The sequence below is a fragment of the Vasconcelosia minhoensis LEGE 07310 genome (genome assembly GCF_015207255.1).
GTDB lineage: Bacteria > Cyanobacteriota > Cyanobacteriia > Phormidesmidales > Phormidesmidaceae > Vasconcelosia > Vasconcelosia minhoensis.
In genome coordinates, this window is record NZ_JADEXG010000006.1 from 1 (window position 1) to 12,403 (window position 12,403).

General features: G+C 57.1%; 15 protein-coding genes. 7 read left to right on the forward strand and 8 right to left on the reverse strand.

The features are described from left to right. Nucleotides 1–785 (forward strand): sensor histidine kinase (locus tag IQ241_RS03835; RefSeq protein WP_193905098.1); only part of this gene is annotated, 785 nt, incomplete at its 5' end. Between the two features lie 27 nt (nucleotides 786–812). On the opposite strand, the gene IQ241_RS03840 is transcribed toward IQ241_RS03835, so the two are convergent. Then, complete coding sequence (locus tag IQ241_RS03840; RefSeq protein WP_193905099.1) at nucleotides 813–1,019, reverse strand: DUF4327 family protein; 207 nt, start codon at nucleotides 1,017–1,019, stop codon at nucleotides 813–815. A gap of 122 nt (nucleotides 1,020–1,141) precedes the next feature. Between IQ241_RS03840 and IQ241_RS03845 the strand changes: the two genes are divergently transcribed. Then, nucleotides 1,142–1,912 carry an SDR family NAD(P)-dependent oxidoreductase gene (locus tag IQ241_RS03845; protein ID WP_193905100.1) on the forward strand — a complete coding sequence of 257 codons (771 nt, stop codon included), beginning with the start codon at nucleotides 1,142–1,144 and terminating at the stop codon, nucleotides 1,910–1,912. A gap of 8 nt (nucleotides 1,913–1,920) precedes the next feature. Here the strand turns inward: IQ241_RS03845 and IQ241_RS03850 are convergent, their stop codons facing one another. The 4 genes from IQ241_RS03850 to IQ241_RS03865 form a co-directional block, all read right to left on the reverse strand. Next, nucleotides 1,921–2,925 carry an Npun_R2821/Npun_R2822 family protein gene (locus tag IQ241_RS03850; protein ID WP_193905101.1) on the reverse strand — a complete coding sequence of 335 codons (1,005 nt, stop codon included), beginning with the start codon at nucleotides 2,923–2,925 and terminating at the stop codon, nucleotides 1,921–1,923. Between the two features lie 188 nt (nucleotides 2,926–3,113). Beyond that, nucleotides 3,114–3,302 (reverse strand): 30S ribosomal protein S21, encoded by a 189-nt coding sequence (gene rpsU, locus IQ241_RS03855; protein ID WP_006455111.1) that lies wholly within the window; start codon nucleotides 3,300–3,302, stop codon nucleotides 3,114–3,116. A 223-nt stretch (nucleotides 3,303–3,525) separates the two neighbouring features. Further along, nucleotides 3,526–3,807: an RNA recognition motif domain-containing protein gene (locus IQ241_RS03860; protein WP_193905102.1), complete on the reverse strand. Its 282-nt coding sequence runs from the start codon at nucleotides 3,805–3,807 to the stop codon at nucleotides 3,526–3,528. Between the two features lie 192 nt (nucleotides 3,808–3,999). Beyond that, nucleotides 4,000–5,211, reverse strand: a complete 1,212-nt coding sequence (locus tag IQ241_RS03865; RefSeq protein WP_193905103.1) for an argininosuccinate synthase — start codon at nucleotides 5,209–5,211, stop codon at nucleotides 4,000–4,002. Between the two features lie 167 nt (nucleotides 5,212–5,378). On the opposite strand from IQ241_RS03865, the gene IQ241_RS03870 reads away from it, so the two are divergent. Together IQ241_RS03870 and IQ241_RS03875 are read left to right on the forward strand one after the other, a co-directional pair. Further along, nucleotides 5,379–6,323, forward strand: a complete 945-nt coding sequence (locus IQ241_RS03870) for a glycosyltransferase family 2 protein (RefSeq protein ID WP_193905104.1) — start codon at nucleotides 5,379–5,381, stop codon at nucleotides 6,321–6,323. Between the two features lie 147 nt (nucleotides 6,324–6,470). After that, nucleotides 6,471–7,097: a hypothetical protein gene (locus tag IQ241_RS03875; protein ID WP_193905105.1), complete on the forward strand. Its 627-nt coding sequence runs from the start codon at nucleotides 6,471–6,473 to the stop codon at nucleotides 7,095–7,097. 72 nt (nucleotides 7,098–7,169) lie between these two features. Here IQ241_RS03875 and IQ241_RS03880 read toward each other — a convergent pair whose 3' ends face one another. Further along, on the reverse strand, nucleotides 7,170–7,937 hold the full coding sequence (locus IQ241_RS03880) for an SDR family NAD(P)-dependent oxidoreductase (protein WP_193905106.1): 768 nt from the start codon (nucleotides 7,935–7,937) through the stop codon (nucleotides 7,170–7,172). Nucleotides 7,938–8,318: 381 nt separating this feature from the next. On the opposite strand from IQ241_RS03880, the gene IQ241_RS03885 reads away from it, so the two are divergent. Next, the gene (locus tag IQ241_RS03885; RefSeq protein ID WP_193905107.1) at nucleotides 8,319–8,861 is read left to right on the forward strand and encodes a GNAT family N-acetyltransferase; all 543 of its coding nucleotides are present in this window, start codon (nucleotides 8,319–8,321) and stop codon (nucleotides 8,859–8,861) included. 13 nt (nucleotides 8,862–8,874) lie between these two features. On the opposite strand, the gene IQ241_RS03890 is transcribed toward IQ241_RS03885, so the two are convergent. Both IQ241_RS03890 and map read right to left on the reverse strand, forming a co-directional pair. Beyond that, the gene (locus IQ241_RS03890) at nucleotides 8,875–9,405 is read right to left on the reverse strand and encodes a hypothetical protein (RefSeq protein WP_193905108.1); all 531 of its coding nucleotides are present in this window, start codon (nucleotides 9,403–9,405) and stop codon (nucleotides 8,875–8,877) included. Nucleotides 9,406–9,458: 53 nt separating this feature from the next. Then, nucleotides 9,459–10,271 carry a type I methionyl aminopeptidase gene (map, locus tag IQ241_RS03895; RefSeq protein WP_322743568.1) on the reverse strand — a complete coding sequence of 271 codons (813 nt, stop codon included), beginning with the start codon at nucleotides 10,269–10,271 and terminating at the stop codon, nucleotides 9,459–9,461. Nucleotides 10,272–10,480: 209 nt separating this feature from the next. Here map and IQ241_RS03900 point away from each other — a divergent pair, with 209 nt between their 5' ends. Beyond that, nucleotides 10,481–10,762, forward strand: a complete 282-nt coding sequence (locus tag IQ241_RS03900) for a hypothetical protein (RefSeq protein ID WP_228021363.1) — start codon at nucleotides 10,481–10,483, stop codon at nucleotides 10,760–10,762. Nucleotides 10,763–10,911: 149 nt separating this feature from the next. Beyond that, on the forward strand, nucleotides 10,912–12,399 hold the full coding sequence (locus IQ241_RS03905) for a BCD family MFS transporter (protein ID WP_322743569.1): 1,488 nt from the start codon (nucleotides 10,912–10,914) through the stop codon (nucleotides 12,397–12,399). Nucleotides 12,400–12,403 lie beyond the last annotated feature (4 nt).

The window sequence follows — 12,403 nt, forward strand, 5'->3', positions numbered from 1 at the left end:
GGGGCAGTCTGGCCCTGGGGCTGACCGGGCTGGGCGGGTTCTGGCTGGCCCAAAGAGCGATCCATCCGGTGGAGCGCAGCTATGAACAGCTGAAGCAGTTTACCGCCGATGCCTCCCACGAACTCAGGGGGCCGCTGACGGCGATTACTACTTCGGTTGAGGTGATGCAAAAACATCCTGAGCGGGTACATGACAAAGATCGAAAAAAGCTCAGCGCGATCGCCAGCGCGGCGACCCAGCTTCATACCCTGGCCGAAGACCTGCTACTGCTGGCCCGGATGGATGCTCAGGCGATCGCTGCCCCCCCCCAAAAGGTCGATCTCAATGCCCTCCTGCACCGGACTGTCGAGTTTCACCGCCCGGCGGCCCAGGCTAAAGCGATCGCGCTTCAGTTCGAAGAAAAAGCGATGCTCAGCGTACTGGGCTATCCGCTGCCGCTCAGCCGACTGTTTGCCAACCTAATTCAAAATGCGCTGCACTACACCCCCCAGGGTCAGGTCATCGTTACCCTCAGCCAAAGCCGCCGTTCGGCCCATGTCTGCGTCGCTGACACCGGTATTGGCATTGCCGAGGCCGAGTTTCCTTGTCTGTTCGACCGCTTCTGGCGAGCCGACAAAGCCCGCTCGCGCCGGATTGGCGGTAGCGGGCTAGGGCTGGCGATTGTCAAAGCGATTACGCAACAGCACCGGGGCAAAATCTCGGTCAGCAGCCAGGTCAACGTCGGCAGCACTTTCCATGTTTACTTACCGCTGGTGAGCAGCGACGGGTCAATGTCTCCAGGCTAGCTGCTCAAACTGACCCCTCCAATGGGCTTAACTTAACAAGTCACCAATGCGATCTCGCGTCTGATAGTCGTTCTGCGCTAGCTGCTGCTCAGCGCATTCCCAATCGCGACCAGAGATAAACTGGCAGAGGACATAGATCGGCTGCTGCCGGTCGATTTTGCCCTGGGCAACCAGACTGCGCGCGTCCTGGCGTAGCCGATTGAGCGTGTAAGTGCGGTATAACTTAGCCTGCATGGTATGTCCTTATCTGGGTGTGAGTCGCGGGGCTCGAACGGCCCTATCTCAAAGACTACCGGCCAAACCTGAGGAAAGTCTGAGGAAAATGTATTTTTCTATACAAAAAACTAATCACTAATATGAGTTTATTTCCAGGCATCGCGAACGCCAGCGCCCTGATCGTGGGGGCAAGTCGGGGCATTGGCCTGGGCTTTGTTCGCCGCCTGCTGCAAGAACCTGCGCTAAAGATGCTGTTCGTGACCTATCGCCGTCCTGACTCAGCGGCAGCACTGCTTGCGCTCGCCGACCAGTTTCCGCGTCGGCTGCACTGCCTGCCGATGGATATCACCGACGAAGCTCAGATTGCCACCGCGATCGCCAAAATCCAAACGACCACTCAACGCCTGCATCTGGTGATCAACTGTGTGGGGTTTCTCCATGACGGGGCTCAGCAGCCGGAAAAAAGCCTGCGGCAGATCCAGGCCGAGCCCCTGCTGCGCTACTTTCAGGTCAACAGCGTTGGCGCGATTCTCTTAGCCAAGCTGCTGCTGCCGCTGCTCAATCACTCAGAGCGCAGCCGGTTTGCCACCCTCTCGGCCAAGATTGGCAGCATCGAGGACAATCGGCTGGGCGGCTGGTACGGCTACCGCGCCTCTAAAGCCGCACTGAATATGCTACTCAAGACAGCGGCGATTGAGTACCGCCGCAAAAGCCCTCAGACCCTAGTGGTCATGCTCCATCCGGGTACCACGGATACGCAGCTGTCCCAGCCGTTTCAGCGCAACCTGCCGCCCGAGCAGCTGTTTTCAGTCGAGCGCACGGTCGAGCAGCTGATCGAGGTATTGCAAAATCTGGAAGCGACCGACAGCGGCGCTTTCTTTTCCTGGGATGGGAGTCGGCTGCCCTGGTGAACAGTCCGCTATCGAGCGGCCAGCCCAACTTTTTTAAGCAGTCGCTGCACTTTACTCTGAGCGGGCTTTTGGTAGTCACGGGGTGAACCAGAGAACTGCGGACGCTGCTCAGGCGCGTGCAGATAGCGGTAGTAGAGAAAGAGGTCGCGGTAAGGAAAGCCGATGTTTTGCCCTTCGCACAGCTGGCGAAAATAGCCGGAACCCACACCAATGTAGTGCAGGTAGGTGAGCGGTTCGCCTTGGTCAAACAGGACGTGGTCCTGCTCTATAAAATGGGGCGAGGTGACGCAGCAGCCGGTGCGCCGCTCGGCAGGCAGGCTGCGAGCCAGGTTGATCGCCCTAATGTTCGATTTCATCACTAAGTAGTTCAAAATCGACTGGTCCGGGCCGTTGGGATAGAGGATGGCAGCGTCTCCGGCCTGGAGCTGGTTCAGCAGGGTCGCCAGCTGCTGATCGCTAAACAGTCCCCGCTTAGACGCAAACAGCCCGGCACAAAAAATTTCGGTCTCTAGGCGCGATCGCGAAAATACCTCAGTCAGCTGGCTAGCCTGAACGTCATAGACGTGGCTAAGGTCCTTATATTGAAAATCGTAGGTGACGAAATCGCAGTGGTCTAAGGCGGCAAAAAACGGCGCAAATGAGCCCATGGCCAAAATATCGGCATCGAGATAGATAAAGCGCTCAAACGGACCGTCAAAACAGCAAAACCGGCGATGCATTCCTAGCCGATTCACACCTCGCACGCCGCGCTGCTGCCAGCCGGCATAGGCGGTAGGATGGGCCTGCCAGATTTGGGCGGCATAGGTCTCCCACTTTTCCAAGATGGCTGCATCGTCAAACCACTGCACCTGGGGCCGGTCTTGGGTCGCCTGCCGGCACAGCTCAGTGCGGTCGTCGTAGGGGATAACACACACCGGTAGGTCAGCGCCAACATTGCGTTCTAAGCTGTTGAGGAGCGCAATCAGCTGGTCTTGAACGACGTCATTGGCCAGGATGTAAACACCGTTCGTCATCAGGAGGCCTCTAGAAAAGAGTCGCTATGCGCTTCAATTATGGCTAACTGGAGCCGCCATCGGGGACAAAACGGCGTGAATTCATACAATCTCTGTAAAGCTGAAGCCGCGACAGGTAGGCGACAAACCTGCGATTGCCCCTAGCCACAGGCCAAGCCCAAGGCTAGAGGCTGACGGGCTGCCGCGAGCTACCGCCGTGATCGCCGCTTGCGCTGACGCTGTCTTGCTAGCGCTTTACGCTTGTGTTTCTCAGGCGGTGTTTCAAAATATCGATTTTTCTTAATATCTTGAAAAATGCCCGCTCTCACAACCTTGCGCTTAAACCGTCTGAGCGCCGCTTCGAGATTCTCGTCCTGTCCGAGGACAACTTGAGCCATGCCGTATCACCTCCTTAAATAGCGTTTAAAATATTGATTATTGAGACTGTTCGGTTCGCGTTAGCTAGTGAGCGGTAGCTTAGCCGCTTCGGCTTTCTATTCCCAGTTTTCTATCTTAAGGCAAACAAAACAGAAAGAGGCAGACGCTTTGCCTGCCCCTCCTGATTTGGATCAAATTACCGAGCGGTCACGAAAGACAATTCAAACAAAATTCAGAGTCTATCTAGCTCCAGCCACCTCCAGAAGGGGGTCTCCGACGCTGCTCACGAGGCTTGGCCTTGTTGACTCGCAGCTCACGACCCATCCATTCAGCTCCATCCAGGGCTTCGATCGACGCCGTTTCCTGAGCTTCTTCTTCCATCTCGACAAAAGCAAATCCCCGGGGGCGACCCGTTTCACGATCGGTCGGCAGCGTAATGCGCTTGACTTTGCCGTACTCAGTAAAAACCTGCTCGAGATCTTCCTCTGTAGCCGTGTAGGACAAATTGCCCACGTAAATTGACATGGCCTGTAGCCTCTCTCCAAACATTGAAAGAGACGAGAGCCCAAATTTTGGAAGAATAGCCTGCTAAATATATGCTAAATATACTCAGAGACCCTGCCGAAAATGAGCTTCCCGTCACTGACCCCCACAATAGCACAGAAATCGGCGTTTATTGAGCCATAAACCAGGATTTTTAATGCCGTCAGACCGCCGCTAACGGTTGGCTGAGCGGGTTTTTTCTGCCCACACCCGAGTCGGTAGCCCCCAGACGTAGATAAATCCTTCAGCAGCCCGATGGTCAAACTGGTCGTCAGCGCTATAGGTCGCCAGCGCTTCCGAATAGAGGGCATTGGTAGACTTACGCCCGGCCAGGGTAGCGTTGCCTTTGAATAGCTTGACTCGTACGGTGCCTGAAACCTGAGCCTGAGTCTGCTGGATGAAAGCGTCTAGGGCCGCCTTGAGGGGGCTAAACCAGAGGCCGTTATAAATCAGTTCGCTGTAGGTCTGCTCGATGCCGCGCTTATAGTGGGTGACGTCGCCCGTCAGGGTGAGACTTTCCAGATCTCGATGGGCGGCGATCAGCACGAGCAGGGCCGGGGCCTCATAGATTTCGCGAGACTTGATCCCGACCAGCCGGTTTTCGATCATGTCGATCCGGCCGACGCCGTGGCGGCCAGCCAGCTGATTGAGCTGGGTAATCAGCTCCACCGGGCTTAGGGCATGGCCGTTGAGGCTAACTGGTTTGCCCTGCTCAAAGCCGATTTCAATGTATTCGGGCTGGTCGGGCGTATCGGCGATCGCGGTGGTGATCGCAAAGACTTCCTCCAGCGGCTCGTTCCAGGGATTTTCCAGCGGCCCGGCTTCGATGCTGCGGCCCAGCAGGTTGCGGTCGATGCTGTAGGGAGACGACTTTTTAACCGGGAAGCTGAGGCCAAACTGTTCGCCATAGGCAATCGTCTCTTCTCGGCCCATACCCCATTCGCGGGCCGGAGCCAACACCTTGATATTTGGATTGAGGGCCGCGATCGCGACGTCAAACCGGACCTGATCGTTCCCCTTGCCGGTACAGCCGTGGGCCACAGCGTCTGCCCCATAGGTTTCAGCGGCTTCTACCAGGAGCTTAGCGATCAGCGGTCGGGCCAGCGCCGTGGAGAGGGGATAGCGGTTTTCGTACAGGGCGTTGGCCTGAATGGCAGGAAAGGCGTAGTCTTCGATAAACGCTGTCGTCACATCGCTGACTAAGGATTCCGAAGCGCCGCAGTCCAACGCTTTTTTGCGAATCGGTTCAAGCTCATCGCCCTGTCCCAAGTCCGCCGCCAGCGTGATCACCTCTTTCACACCAAACTCTTTTTTAAGATAGGGAATACAGACGGTAGTATCGACCCCGCCCGAGTATGCCAAAACGACTTTGTTTGCTCGACTCATGGGACCTGCTTGATGAATAGGATTAACGGCTTCTTATTATTACAGCCCAGCCTGCCGATCCCAAAAGTCGTTCCATCATCTGATGACAATTGGTCGCTATGATAGGGGACGCCATCCCAAAATGGCCGACAGAATTGCCCTGAAACCAGGCCCCAACGCCCTCAGCCATGTTTTTTAGCGTTGTCATACCCACCTACAACCGCCGACCGATTTTAGCCAAGTGCCTGCGCGCCCTAGAGCAGCAGACTCTTGCCCCAGCTGGGCCGGTCACGGGCTACGAAGTCGTCCTGGTAGACGATGGTTCCACCGATGGCACGGTGGCCTGGCTGCAAGCAAATGCGGCCGATTTTCCCCACCTCCGGCTGTTCGAGTGTGACCATGGGGGCGCCGCGATCGCGCGTAATGTTGGCGTCCAGCAGGCTAAGGGCGACACCATTGTTTTTATTGACAGCGATCTGGTCATCCTAGACTCATTCTTGCAGCATCACGCCGAGCGCCTTCAGACCTACCGACAGACCCACGGAAACGATCGTGCCTTTACCTATGGCCGTGTCGTCAATACCTGCAACTTTGACCGGCCCACCGCTGAGCCCTTCAAGCTGACGGACTATTCCCAGGCGTTTTTCGCAACGGGCAACGTCGCGATCGCGAAGCATTGGCTGATGGCAGCGGGCCTGTTTGACCCCCAGTTTACCCAGTACGGCTGGGAAGATCTGGAGCTGGGCGTCCGGCTCAAAAATTTGGGCCTGAGCCTGCTGAAATGTCCCGAAGCGGTCGGCTATCACTGGCATCCGCCCTTTTCGGTCGAAGATCTGCCTGAGCTGATCGACAAAGAAATCCAGCGGGCGCGGATGGGACTGGTGTTTTATCAAAAGCACCCTACCTTTGACGTGCGGCTGATGATCCAGCTCACCTGGTTTCACCGGCTGCTCTGGGGACTGCTCTCCGGCGGCGGCACGCTGAATGAACGCAGCCTGGCCCCGGTCCTACGCTGGCTGATCCGCAGCGGACGACCCCAGCTTTCCGAAGAGCTATCCCGGATTTTTCTCAACTGGTACCACGTCCGGGCGGTCTACGCTGCCTATCAGGAAGCCTTAACGAAACCTGGCTAACGGTCTAGCCGGTCAGCTGTGTTGAACCAAAATCCATCTTTTTAGGTATGTATACCTAGTCAGTCTGAGCTAGCGTTAAGCGAATTAGAGACACACGGCCCAAAAGGTTAACTGTGAACGACGGCTGTTCGTCATCCCGTCTACTCTATGGCCAATCTAAGGCGCGATCGCCCGCTGTCAGCCATGCACGTTGAAGTTGTCCAGCTCTTTCAAATGCTTGTAGAAGCAGGAGCCCAGCCCGGCACAGATTTTTCCTGTGACCTAGAAGCCAGGCTTTGCCGAATTAACGAGCGCGGCTTCCAGCTCTTGCAACGAGCCTATCCAGATCTGGACTGGTCAAGCATTTGCGACATGATGGAAACCGACCTGGAGCAGCCAGGCCATTATTTGAACGCGCATTTGGGCGTCGATTTCGTCGGGCAGATGCTGGCCCGGCTGGAAGATTGCTTGGTCAGCCTAGACGACGCCCCAGCTGCGAGCTACGTGCAACAGGTCCTGACTGGCGTCGAGCAGCGAACGGGCGTGCCCCTCTATTTGCTGCTCCAGCAGCGACTGTCGCTATCTCAGCAGGCCCGCCTAGAGCGCTTAATGCGGCATCCCACGGCCCAGCCCTGCTACGACTGGATTATTGATCTTGTCCTAGCAGCTGGTGGCGAACTCAGCGATGCGACGGTCTGCGCAGACGATATTTTGCTCACACAGCGGGGGCTAGAGCTGCTGTCTGCGGTCTGGATAGGGGACTACGATCTGTCTGAAGACCCTCAGCCTGCCTAAATGAAAGCGCCTGATTCTAGCCATTTTGAATGATCCAAGTTTGAGCGTCTGGGGTTGAGCGTCTGGAGCGGGTTAACCCCCACCGTTCGATCTGCCCACGATGACGACGGCTCCGGTCGTTTCCGACCGCTCGTTCGCCAAATATAGCGCTGCCTGGGCCGCCTGCTCAAACCGGTTGGGGCTTGCTGCTAATGCTTCCGGTAGGTACATCACCTGGCGAGCTAGCAGCGATCGCGGCTGCTCTAGCCCCGGCATAAACTCAGCATCAGCCCCCGCCGGGCTTAACCAGATTAGGTTGGCGCGAACGTTGCGCTGGGCAAACTCATTGGCAATCTCGCGCGTCATCGCCAGCACCCCACCTCGGCTGATCGCGATCGCGGACTGCGATCGCTTATCCTGTCCTGGCTCTGACACAACCAGGTTAATCACTAAGCCACTGCCGGACTGTCGGAGAAACGGTAGCGCATACTGACAGCAGAGGAAGGTTCCCTTCAAATTCACCTCGATCACCCGATCCCAGACGGCCTCAGACAGCTCAACCACAGAGCTATCCTGGGCGTGGGTATGACCGGCATGATTGAACAAAATATCTAGTCGTCCGTAGGTCGCGATCGTTTCATCGACGGTCGCTTTGACATCGGCGGCGAGGGAGATATCAGTTAGAAAAAAGTTTGCCTGGCCGCCCGCCTGTCGGATTTGCTCAACCGTCATTCGTCCTTGCTCCGCATTGCGGCCGCAGACCACGACCCGAGCCCCCTGCCGCGCGAATAGCTTAGCGGTCTCTCGGCAGGGTCCAGGGCCGCTGCTGGTGACCAGCGCTACTTTCTGAGCTAAGCGCATGCCACCTCCCAGGCAGCCATAGGATAGCGCTGCGGCAGGCCAAAGCAATCCTGCCTGCTGGGCAGTGAGCGGTAGCTCAAGGTTTTAAGCCCGGTCTGCAATAGCCCGGAGGCCCGAAAATGATGGAGCATGATCAATTTTGAGCGAATCTCAATCTAGACGAACCGGTAGATGCGGCCAGATAGTTGCGGCCAGAACAGGTTGAAGCAGCGCTGCCCAATGATAATGCCATAGGACGCTAGCTGAAACCTCACCCGTCAGATTATCCTGAAGGTCACAACGGCCCGAAAAGGAGCAACCGCTGATAGTCTCGGTATTTTTCACCGCTTGGGAAAAATAGGATACCAGGACAGGCTGCTGATCTAAAAACACCGGCATCCGATGTCAAACCCCAACCAGCTTAGAGCCGCCGGTCTGGTGCTCAGACCGACTCAGGCTCAAGACTTTCCTTTTGTCTTAACTGCAGAACAGCACCCGGAGAATGCACCTTTTGTCAGCCAGTGGACGCTAGACCGTCATCGGCAAGCGCTAACGGAATTAGACGAGCAGCATTGGATTGCTGAATGCCTATCCGTTAATAGTACGGGCGATCCAGTGCCGGTTGGCTACGCTATTTTAGCCGGTCTTGAGAACCCAAATCGTAGCCTGGAGCTACGTCGCCTGGTCATCACCCAAAAAGGTCAGGGATATGGCCGAACGGCGCTGCGGCTGTTGCAGCAGTGGGCCTTTCAGACGCAGGCCGCCCATCGGCTCTGGCTCGACGTGATGGAGAAGAATGACCGGGCTAGACGGCTGTATCAATCTGAGGGATTCATGCCAGAAGGGATTTTGCGGGAATGCATAAAAACGCCGAATGGTTATGCCTCGATGATTTTAATGTCGAGGCTCAGTTGGGAATGGCAGCGATCGCAGCGATCAGCCTAACTGGAGTCAAAGGCTAGAAGGCGCAGCCGTCGGGTAGAGGAGGGCTGTCTGCTAGCGCGATCGCAAAGTCCGGCTCTAGCGCCACCGGCGTAAAGCCCACTGCCACCGATCCCTGCATTGCCTGACCACCATAGCCGTCAGGATTCATATGCGCCCGAACGATCACCGAGTCGTTGGGCTGCACAGCGACGGGGCCACCGCTGCGGCTAAACGGCTGCTCATCGACATGGCTGTGGGCCAAAATTCGTCGATAGAGCAGCGTACCGTCGGGGCTGAGGACCTCCCACCAGTCGGCATAGCGATCGCAGCCGATATCGGGACTGCGTATCGTCACCGCCAGGGTGTAGGCACCGGCATCACCCGATGCCGCGACGTCGATAACGTTAGCCAGGTCAGGACTGTTTTCAGATAGGGCAGGTTCGGACGATTTGGCTTCAGGCGATGCGGTCTCAGGCAACGAGGCCGGTTGCGAAGCGCAGCTAGAGAGGCTGAGCAGGGCGATTAGACCGATGCCTAGGGTAGGTCTCACCCAGACTTGAGCCACCTTTAACTAACCCCCGTTACAAAACCTTTAAAGACATCTAAACCCGTAAATGTCTAAACCACGACTGCGACCGGGCTGCGGGTCAGCACATCAACGCCGGTTTTGGTAACGGCGAGCGTATGCTCAAATTGGGCCGAAAGTTTACCGTCTTTAGTCACCGCTGTCCAGCCGTCGTCCCAAAGCTCAACCTCGTGGGTGCCTTCATTGATCATCGGCTCAATTGTAAACACCATCCCAGCCCGCAGCTTTTTGCCCTTGCCCCGGGTACCGTAGTGGGGAATCTGGGGCTCGGCGTGAAAAGTGCGATGAACGCCGTGCCCAACAAAGTCCTGAACCACAGAGAAGCCTTGCTCTTCGGCATATTCCTGAATCGCCGCGCCGATATCGCCGACCCGACCGCCAGGCTGCACTGCGGCAATCCCCCGCTCCAGACATTCCTCAGTCACAGCCACCAGCCGCCGGGCCAAGGGTGAGGGATCGCCTACCAGAAAGGTGCGGGAGGTATCGCCGTGATAGCCGTCTAAGATGGGTGTCACGTCAATGTTGATGATGTCGCCGTCCTTCAGAATTTCCTTGGCGTTGGGAATGCCGTGGCAGATGACCTGATTGACGCTGGTGCAGATTGACTTCGGAAAGTCAGCTACCCCCGATGCACCCGGATAGCCCAAAGGAGCGCTGATTGCGCCATGGGCCTGGGTCCAGCGCTCGGCCTCATCGTTCAGCTCCAGAGTACTAACGCCGGGCTGCACCAGCGGCGCTAGATGGTCGAGGAGCTGCGCCGCTAGCTGACCGGCTTTGCGCATCGCTTCGATCTCGCGACTAGAGAGGAGCGTAATTCCTTTAAATGAGGCGGCTGATGCTTTCACGGTGACTCTTGACGGGTTGCGATAAACTTTGTACGTTCTCTACTCTAGCGTTCTTGAGCGGTCTTAGGCGCTCTTGAACTCGATTGGGGAGCCACTGTTAGGCTTTGCAACAGAGCCTTTGCAGCACGATATGGGGGCATGAAAAAGTGAAATTTTGGCTGACCTGCTTCTTATTTCTGTTGGTTGGGGCTGAGCTGTTTCAGTGGCTCATGCAGTTAATCGGTGGCGCGATGGGTGGGGCCGGTCTGGAACTGTCTACGCCGCTGACCGTATTGGGCGGAGTCGGGCTGGCACTGGCCAGCAATGCCCGTCGAAATCAGACTTTAGCGGCATCTCCGACCCAACCATTAACTCAAAATGACTCGTCCACAGCTCCAGACCTCGAAATTCCTCAGGTTCCTAATTCCCAAGCCGCCGCGTCAAAATCAGCACCCGAATCGGCAGCGGCAAAGTCTATTTCATTTGAGATCCATCCGCCTGAGCGCTTCTAAGAGGTTGATCAATCGATCGGGAGGTAGACACCGTCTGCCTCCTGTTTTTTTACTTTACGGAACTGGCGGGTGCCAATCTTTAGCGCCTATGCTGGTGAGCAGGCGATCGCGATCGCAGCTTTGCACAGAACTCTTGCTATTCCAGTTCTATGTCCAACCCTGAAATTCCATCCTCAGTTCCACCTGGGGCAGTGCCCAGAGAATTATCCGAAGCAGCCGCTGTACCGCAGCTGGGGCTGCTCACCATGCTGCGGCTGGGCATGTTCAACATGGGGCTAGGGATTATGTCGCTGCTCACCCTGGGCGTGCTCAACCGGGTGATGATCGACGAGCTTAGGGTGCCCGCCCTAGTCGCAGCAGGCGCGATCGCGGTGCATCAGTTTATGGCCCCGGCCCGGGTTTGGTTTGGTCAGCTCTCCGACACCCGACCGCTGCTGGGACATCACCGCAGCGGCTACATCTGGCTGGGGATTATCTCCATGGCCGTGACTGCATTCCTCTCGGTGCAGGTGGTCTGGCGGCTGGCCGCGAGTATTGCTGAAACGGGCTGGCAGTGGAGCCTGACGAATATCTTTTGGGTGGGGCTGCTGGCGCTGATGTTTGCCCTCTACGGGCTAGCGCTGTCTTCGACATCGACCCCCTATACGGCACTGCTGGTCGATGTTTCCGATGAGCAGACCCAGTCCCGGCTAGTTGGCATTGGCTGGTCGATGCTGATGGTGGGGATCATTGCCGGGGTGATTATTACGGTGAAGGTGCTGGACTCGCTCAGCGATGTGCCCACTCTGGCGCAGATCCAAAGCTCTATCAATCGGCTATTCATCATTGCGCCCGCCATCGTCTGCGGCCTAGCAATTTTTAGCACGGTCGGGATTGAGAAGAAATATTCTCACTTGGAACAGCGATCGCGGGCCGCCAATCGTGAAGATCAGATCACCCTGGGCCGTGCCCTGCGGATCCTCACGGCGAGCCGGCAGACCGGCCTGTTTTTCTGCTTTCTGCTGGTATTGAGCCTCAGCCTGTTTATGCAGGATGCGGTGCTGGAGCCTTACGGCGGCCAGATTTTTGGCATGAAAATTGCCGAGACCACCCAGCTCAATGCCTACTTTGGTCTGGGGACGCTGCTAGGCATCATAGCGGCGGGCTTTCTGCTGGTGCCGCGGCTGGGTAAAAAGCGTACGGTGAAGCTGGGCTGTAGCGCCGCCGCGGGTTGTTTAGTGCTGCTTACCCTGACCGGGCTGACGGCGCAGCCGCCGCTGCTAATGGGTTCAGTCGGGCTGTTTGGCCTGGCGGCGGGGGTACTGACGACGGGGTCGATTGTGCTGATGCTCGACCTCACGGCGGCGGAGACAGCGGGTACTTTCATCGGCGCTTGGGGACTGGCTCAGGCCATGGCTCGCGGCGGCGCGACCCTGCTGGGCGGCGGTCTGCTGACCTTGGGCAAACGGGGCATGGCGCTGGTTACGGTCGGTCCCATTCCGGAAGAGCAGCAGCTGCCAGCTTATGCGCTGGTGTTTCTGACCCAGGCCGTGGGGATGATAATTGCGATCGCGCTGCTCAGCCGCGTGAATATCCGCGAATTTCAGCTCAATGCCAAAGCCGCAATTACCGCCGCGCTAGAAAGCGATTTAGACTAAGATT

Bases quoted from the DNA above. Each gene is read 5' to 3' on its own strand.
- IQ241_RS03840 (WP_193905099.1), bottom strand. From the start codon at position 1,019: ATGCAGGCTAAGTTATACCGCACTTACACGCTCAATCGGCTACGCCAG.
- IQ241_RS03845 (WP_193905100.1), top strand. From the start codon at position 1,142: ATGAGTTTATTTCCAGGCATCGCGAACGCCAGCGCCCTGATCGTGGGG.
- IQ241_RS03850 (WP_193905101.1), bottom strand. From the start codon at position 2,925: ATGACGAACGGTGTTTACATCCTGGCCAATGACGTCGTTCAAGACCAG.
- rpsU (WP_006455111.1), bottom strand. From the start codon at position 3,302: ATGGCTCAAGTTGTCCTCGGACAGGACGAGAATCTCGAAGCGGCGCTC.
- IQ241_RS03860 (WP_193905102.1), bottom strand. From the start codon at position 3,807: ATGTCAATTTACGTGGGCAATTTGTCCTACACGGCTACAGAGGAAGAT.
- IQ241_RS03865 (WP_193905103.1), bottom strand. From the start codon at position 5,211: ATGAGTCGAGCAAACAAAGTCGTTTTGGCATACTCGGGCGGGGTCGAT.
- IQ241_RS03870 (WP_193905104.1), top strand. From the start codon at position 5,379: ATGTTTTTTAGCGTTGTCATACCCACCTACAACCGCCGACCGATTTTA.
- IQ241_RS03875 (WP_193905105.1), top strand. From the start codon at position 6,471: ATGGCCAATCTAAGGCGCGATCGCCCGCTGTCAGCCATGCACGTTGAA.
- IQ241_RS03880 (WP_193905106.1), bottom strand. From the start codon at position 7,937: ATGCGCTTAGCTCAGAAAGTAGCGCTGGTCACCAGCAGCGGCCCTGGA.
- IQ241_RS03885 (WP_193905107.1), top strand. From the start codon at position 8,319: ATGTCAAACCCCAACCAGCTTAGAGCCGCCGGTCTGGTGCTCAGACCG.
- IQ241_RS03900 (WP_228021363.1), top strand. From the start codon at position 10,481: ATGCAGTTAATCGGTGGCGCGATGGGTGGGGCCGGTCTGGAACTGTCT.
- IQ241_RS03905 (WP_322743569.1), top strand. From the start codon at position 10,912: ATGTCCAACCCTGAAATTCCATCCTCAGTTCCACCTGGGGCAGTGCCC.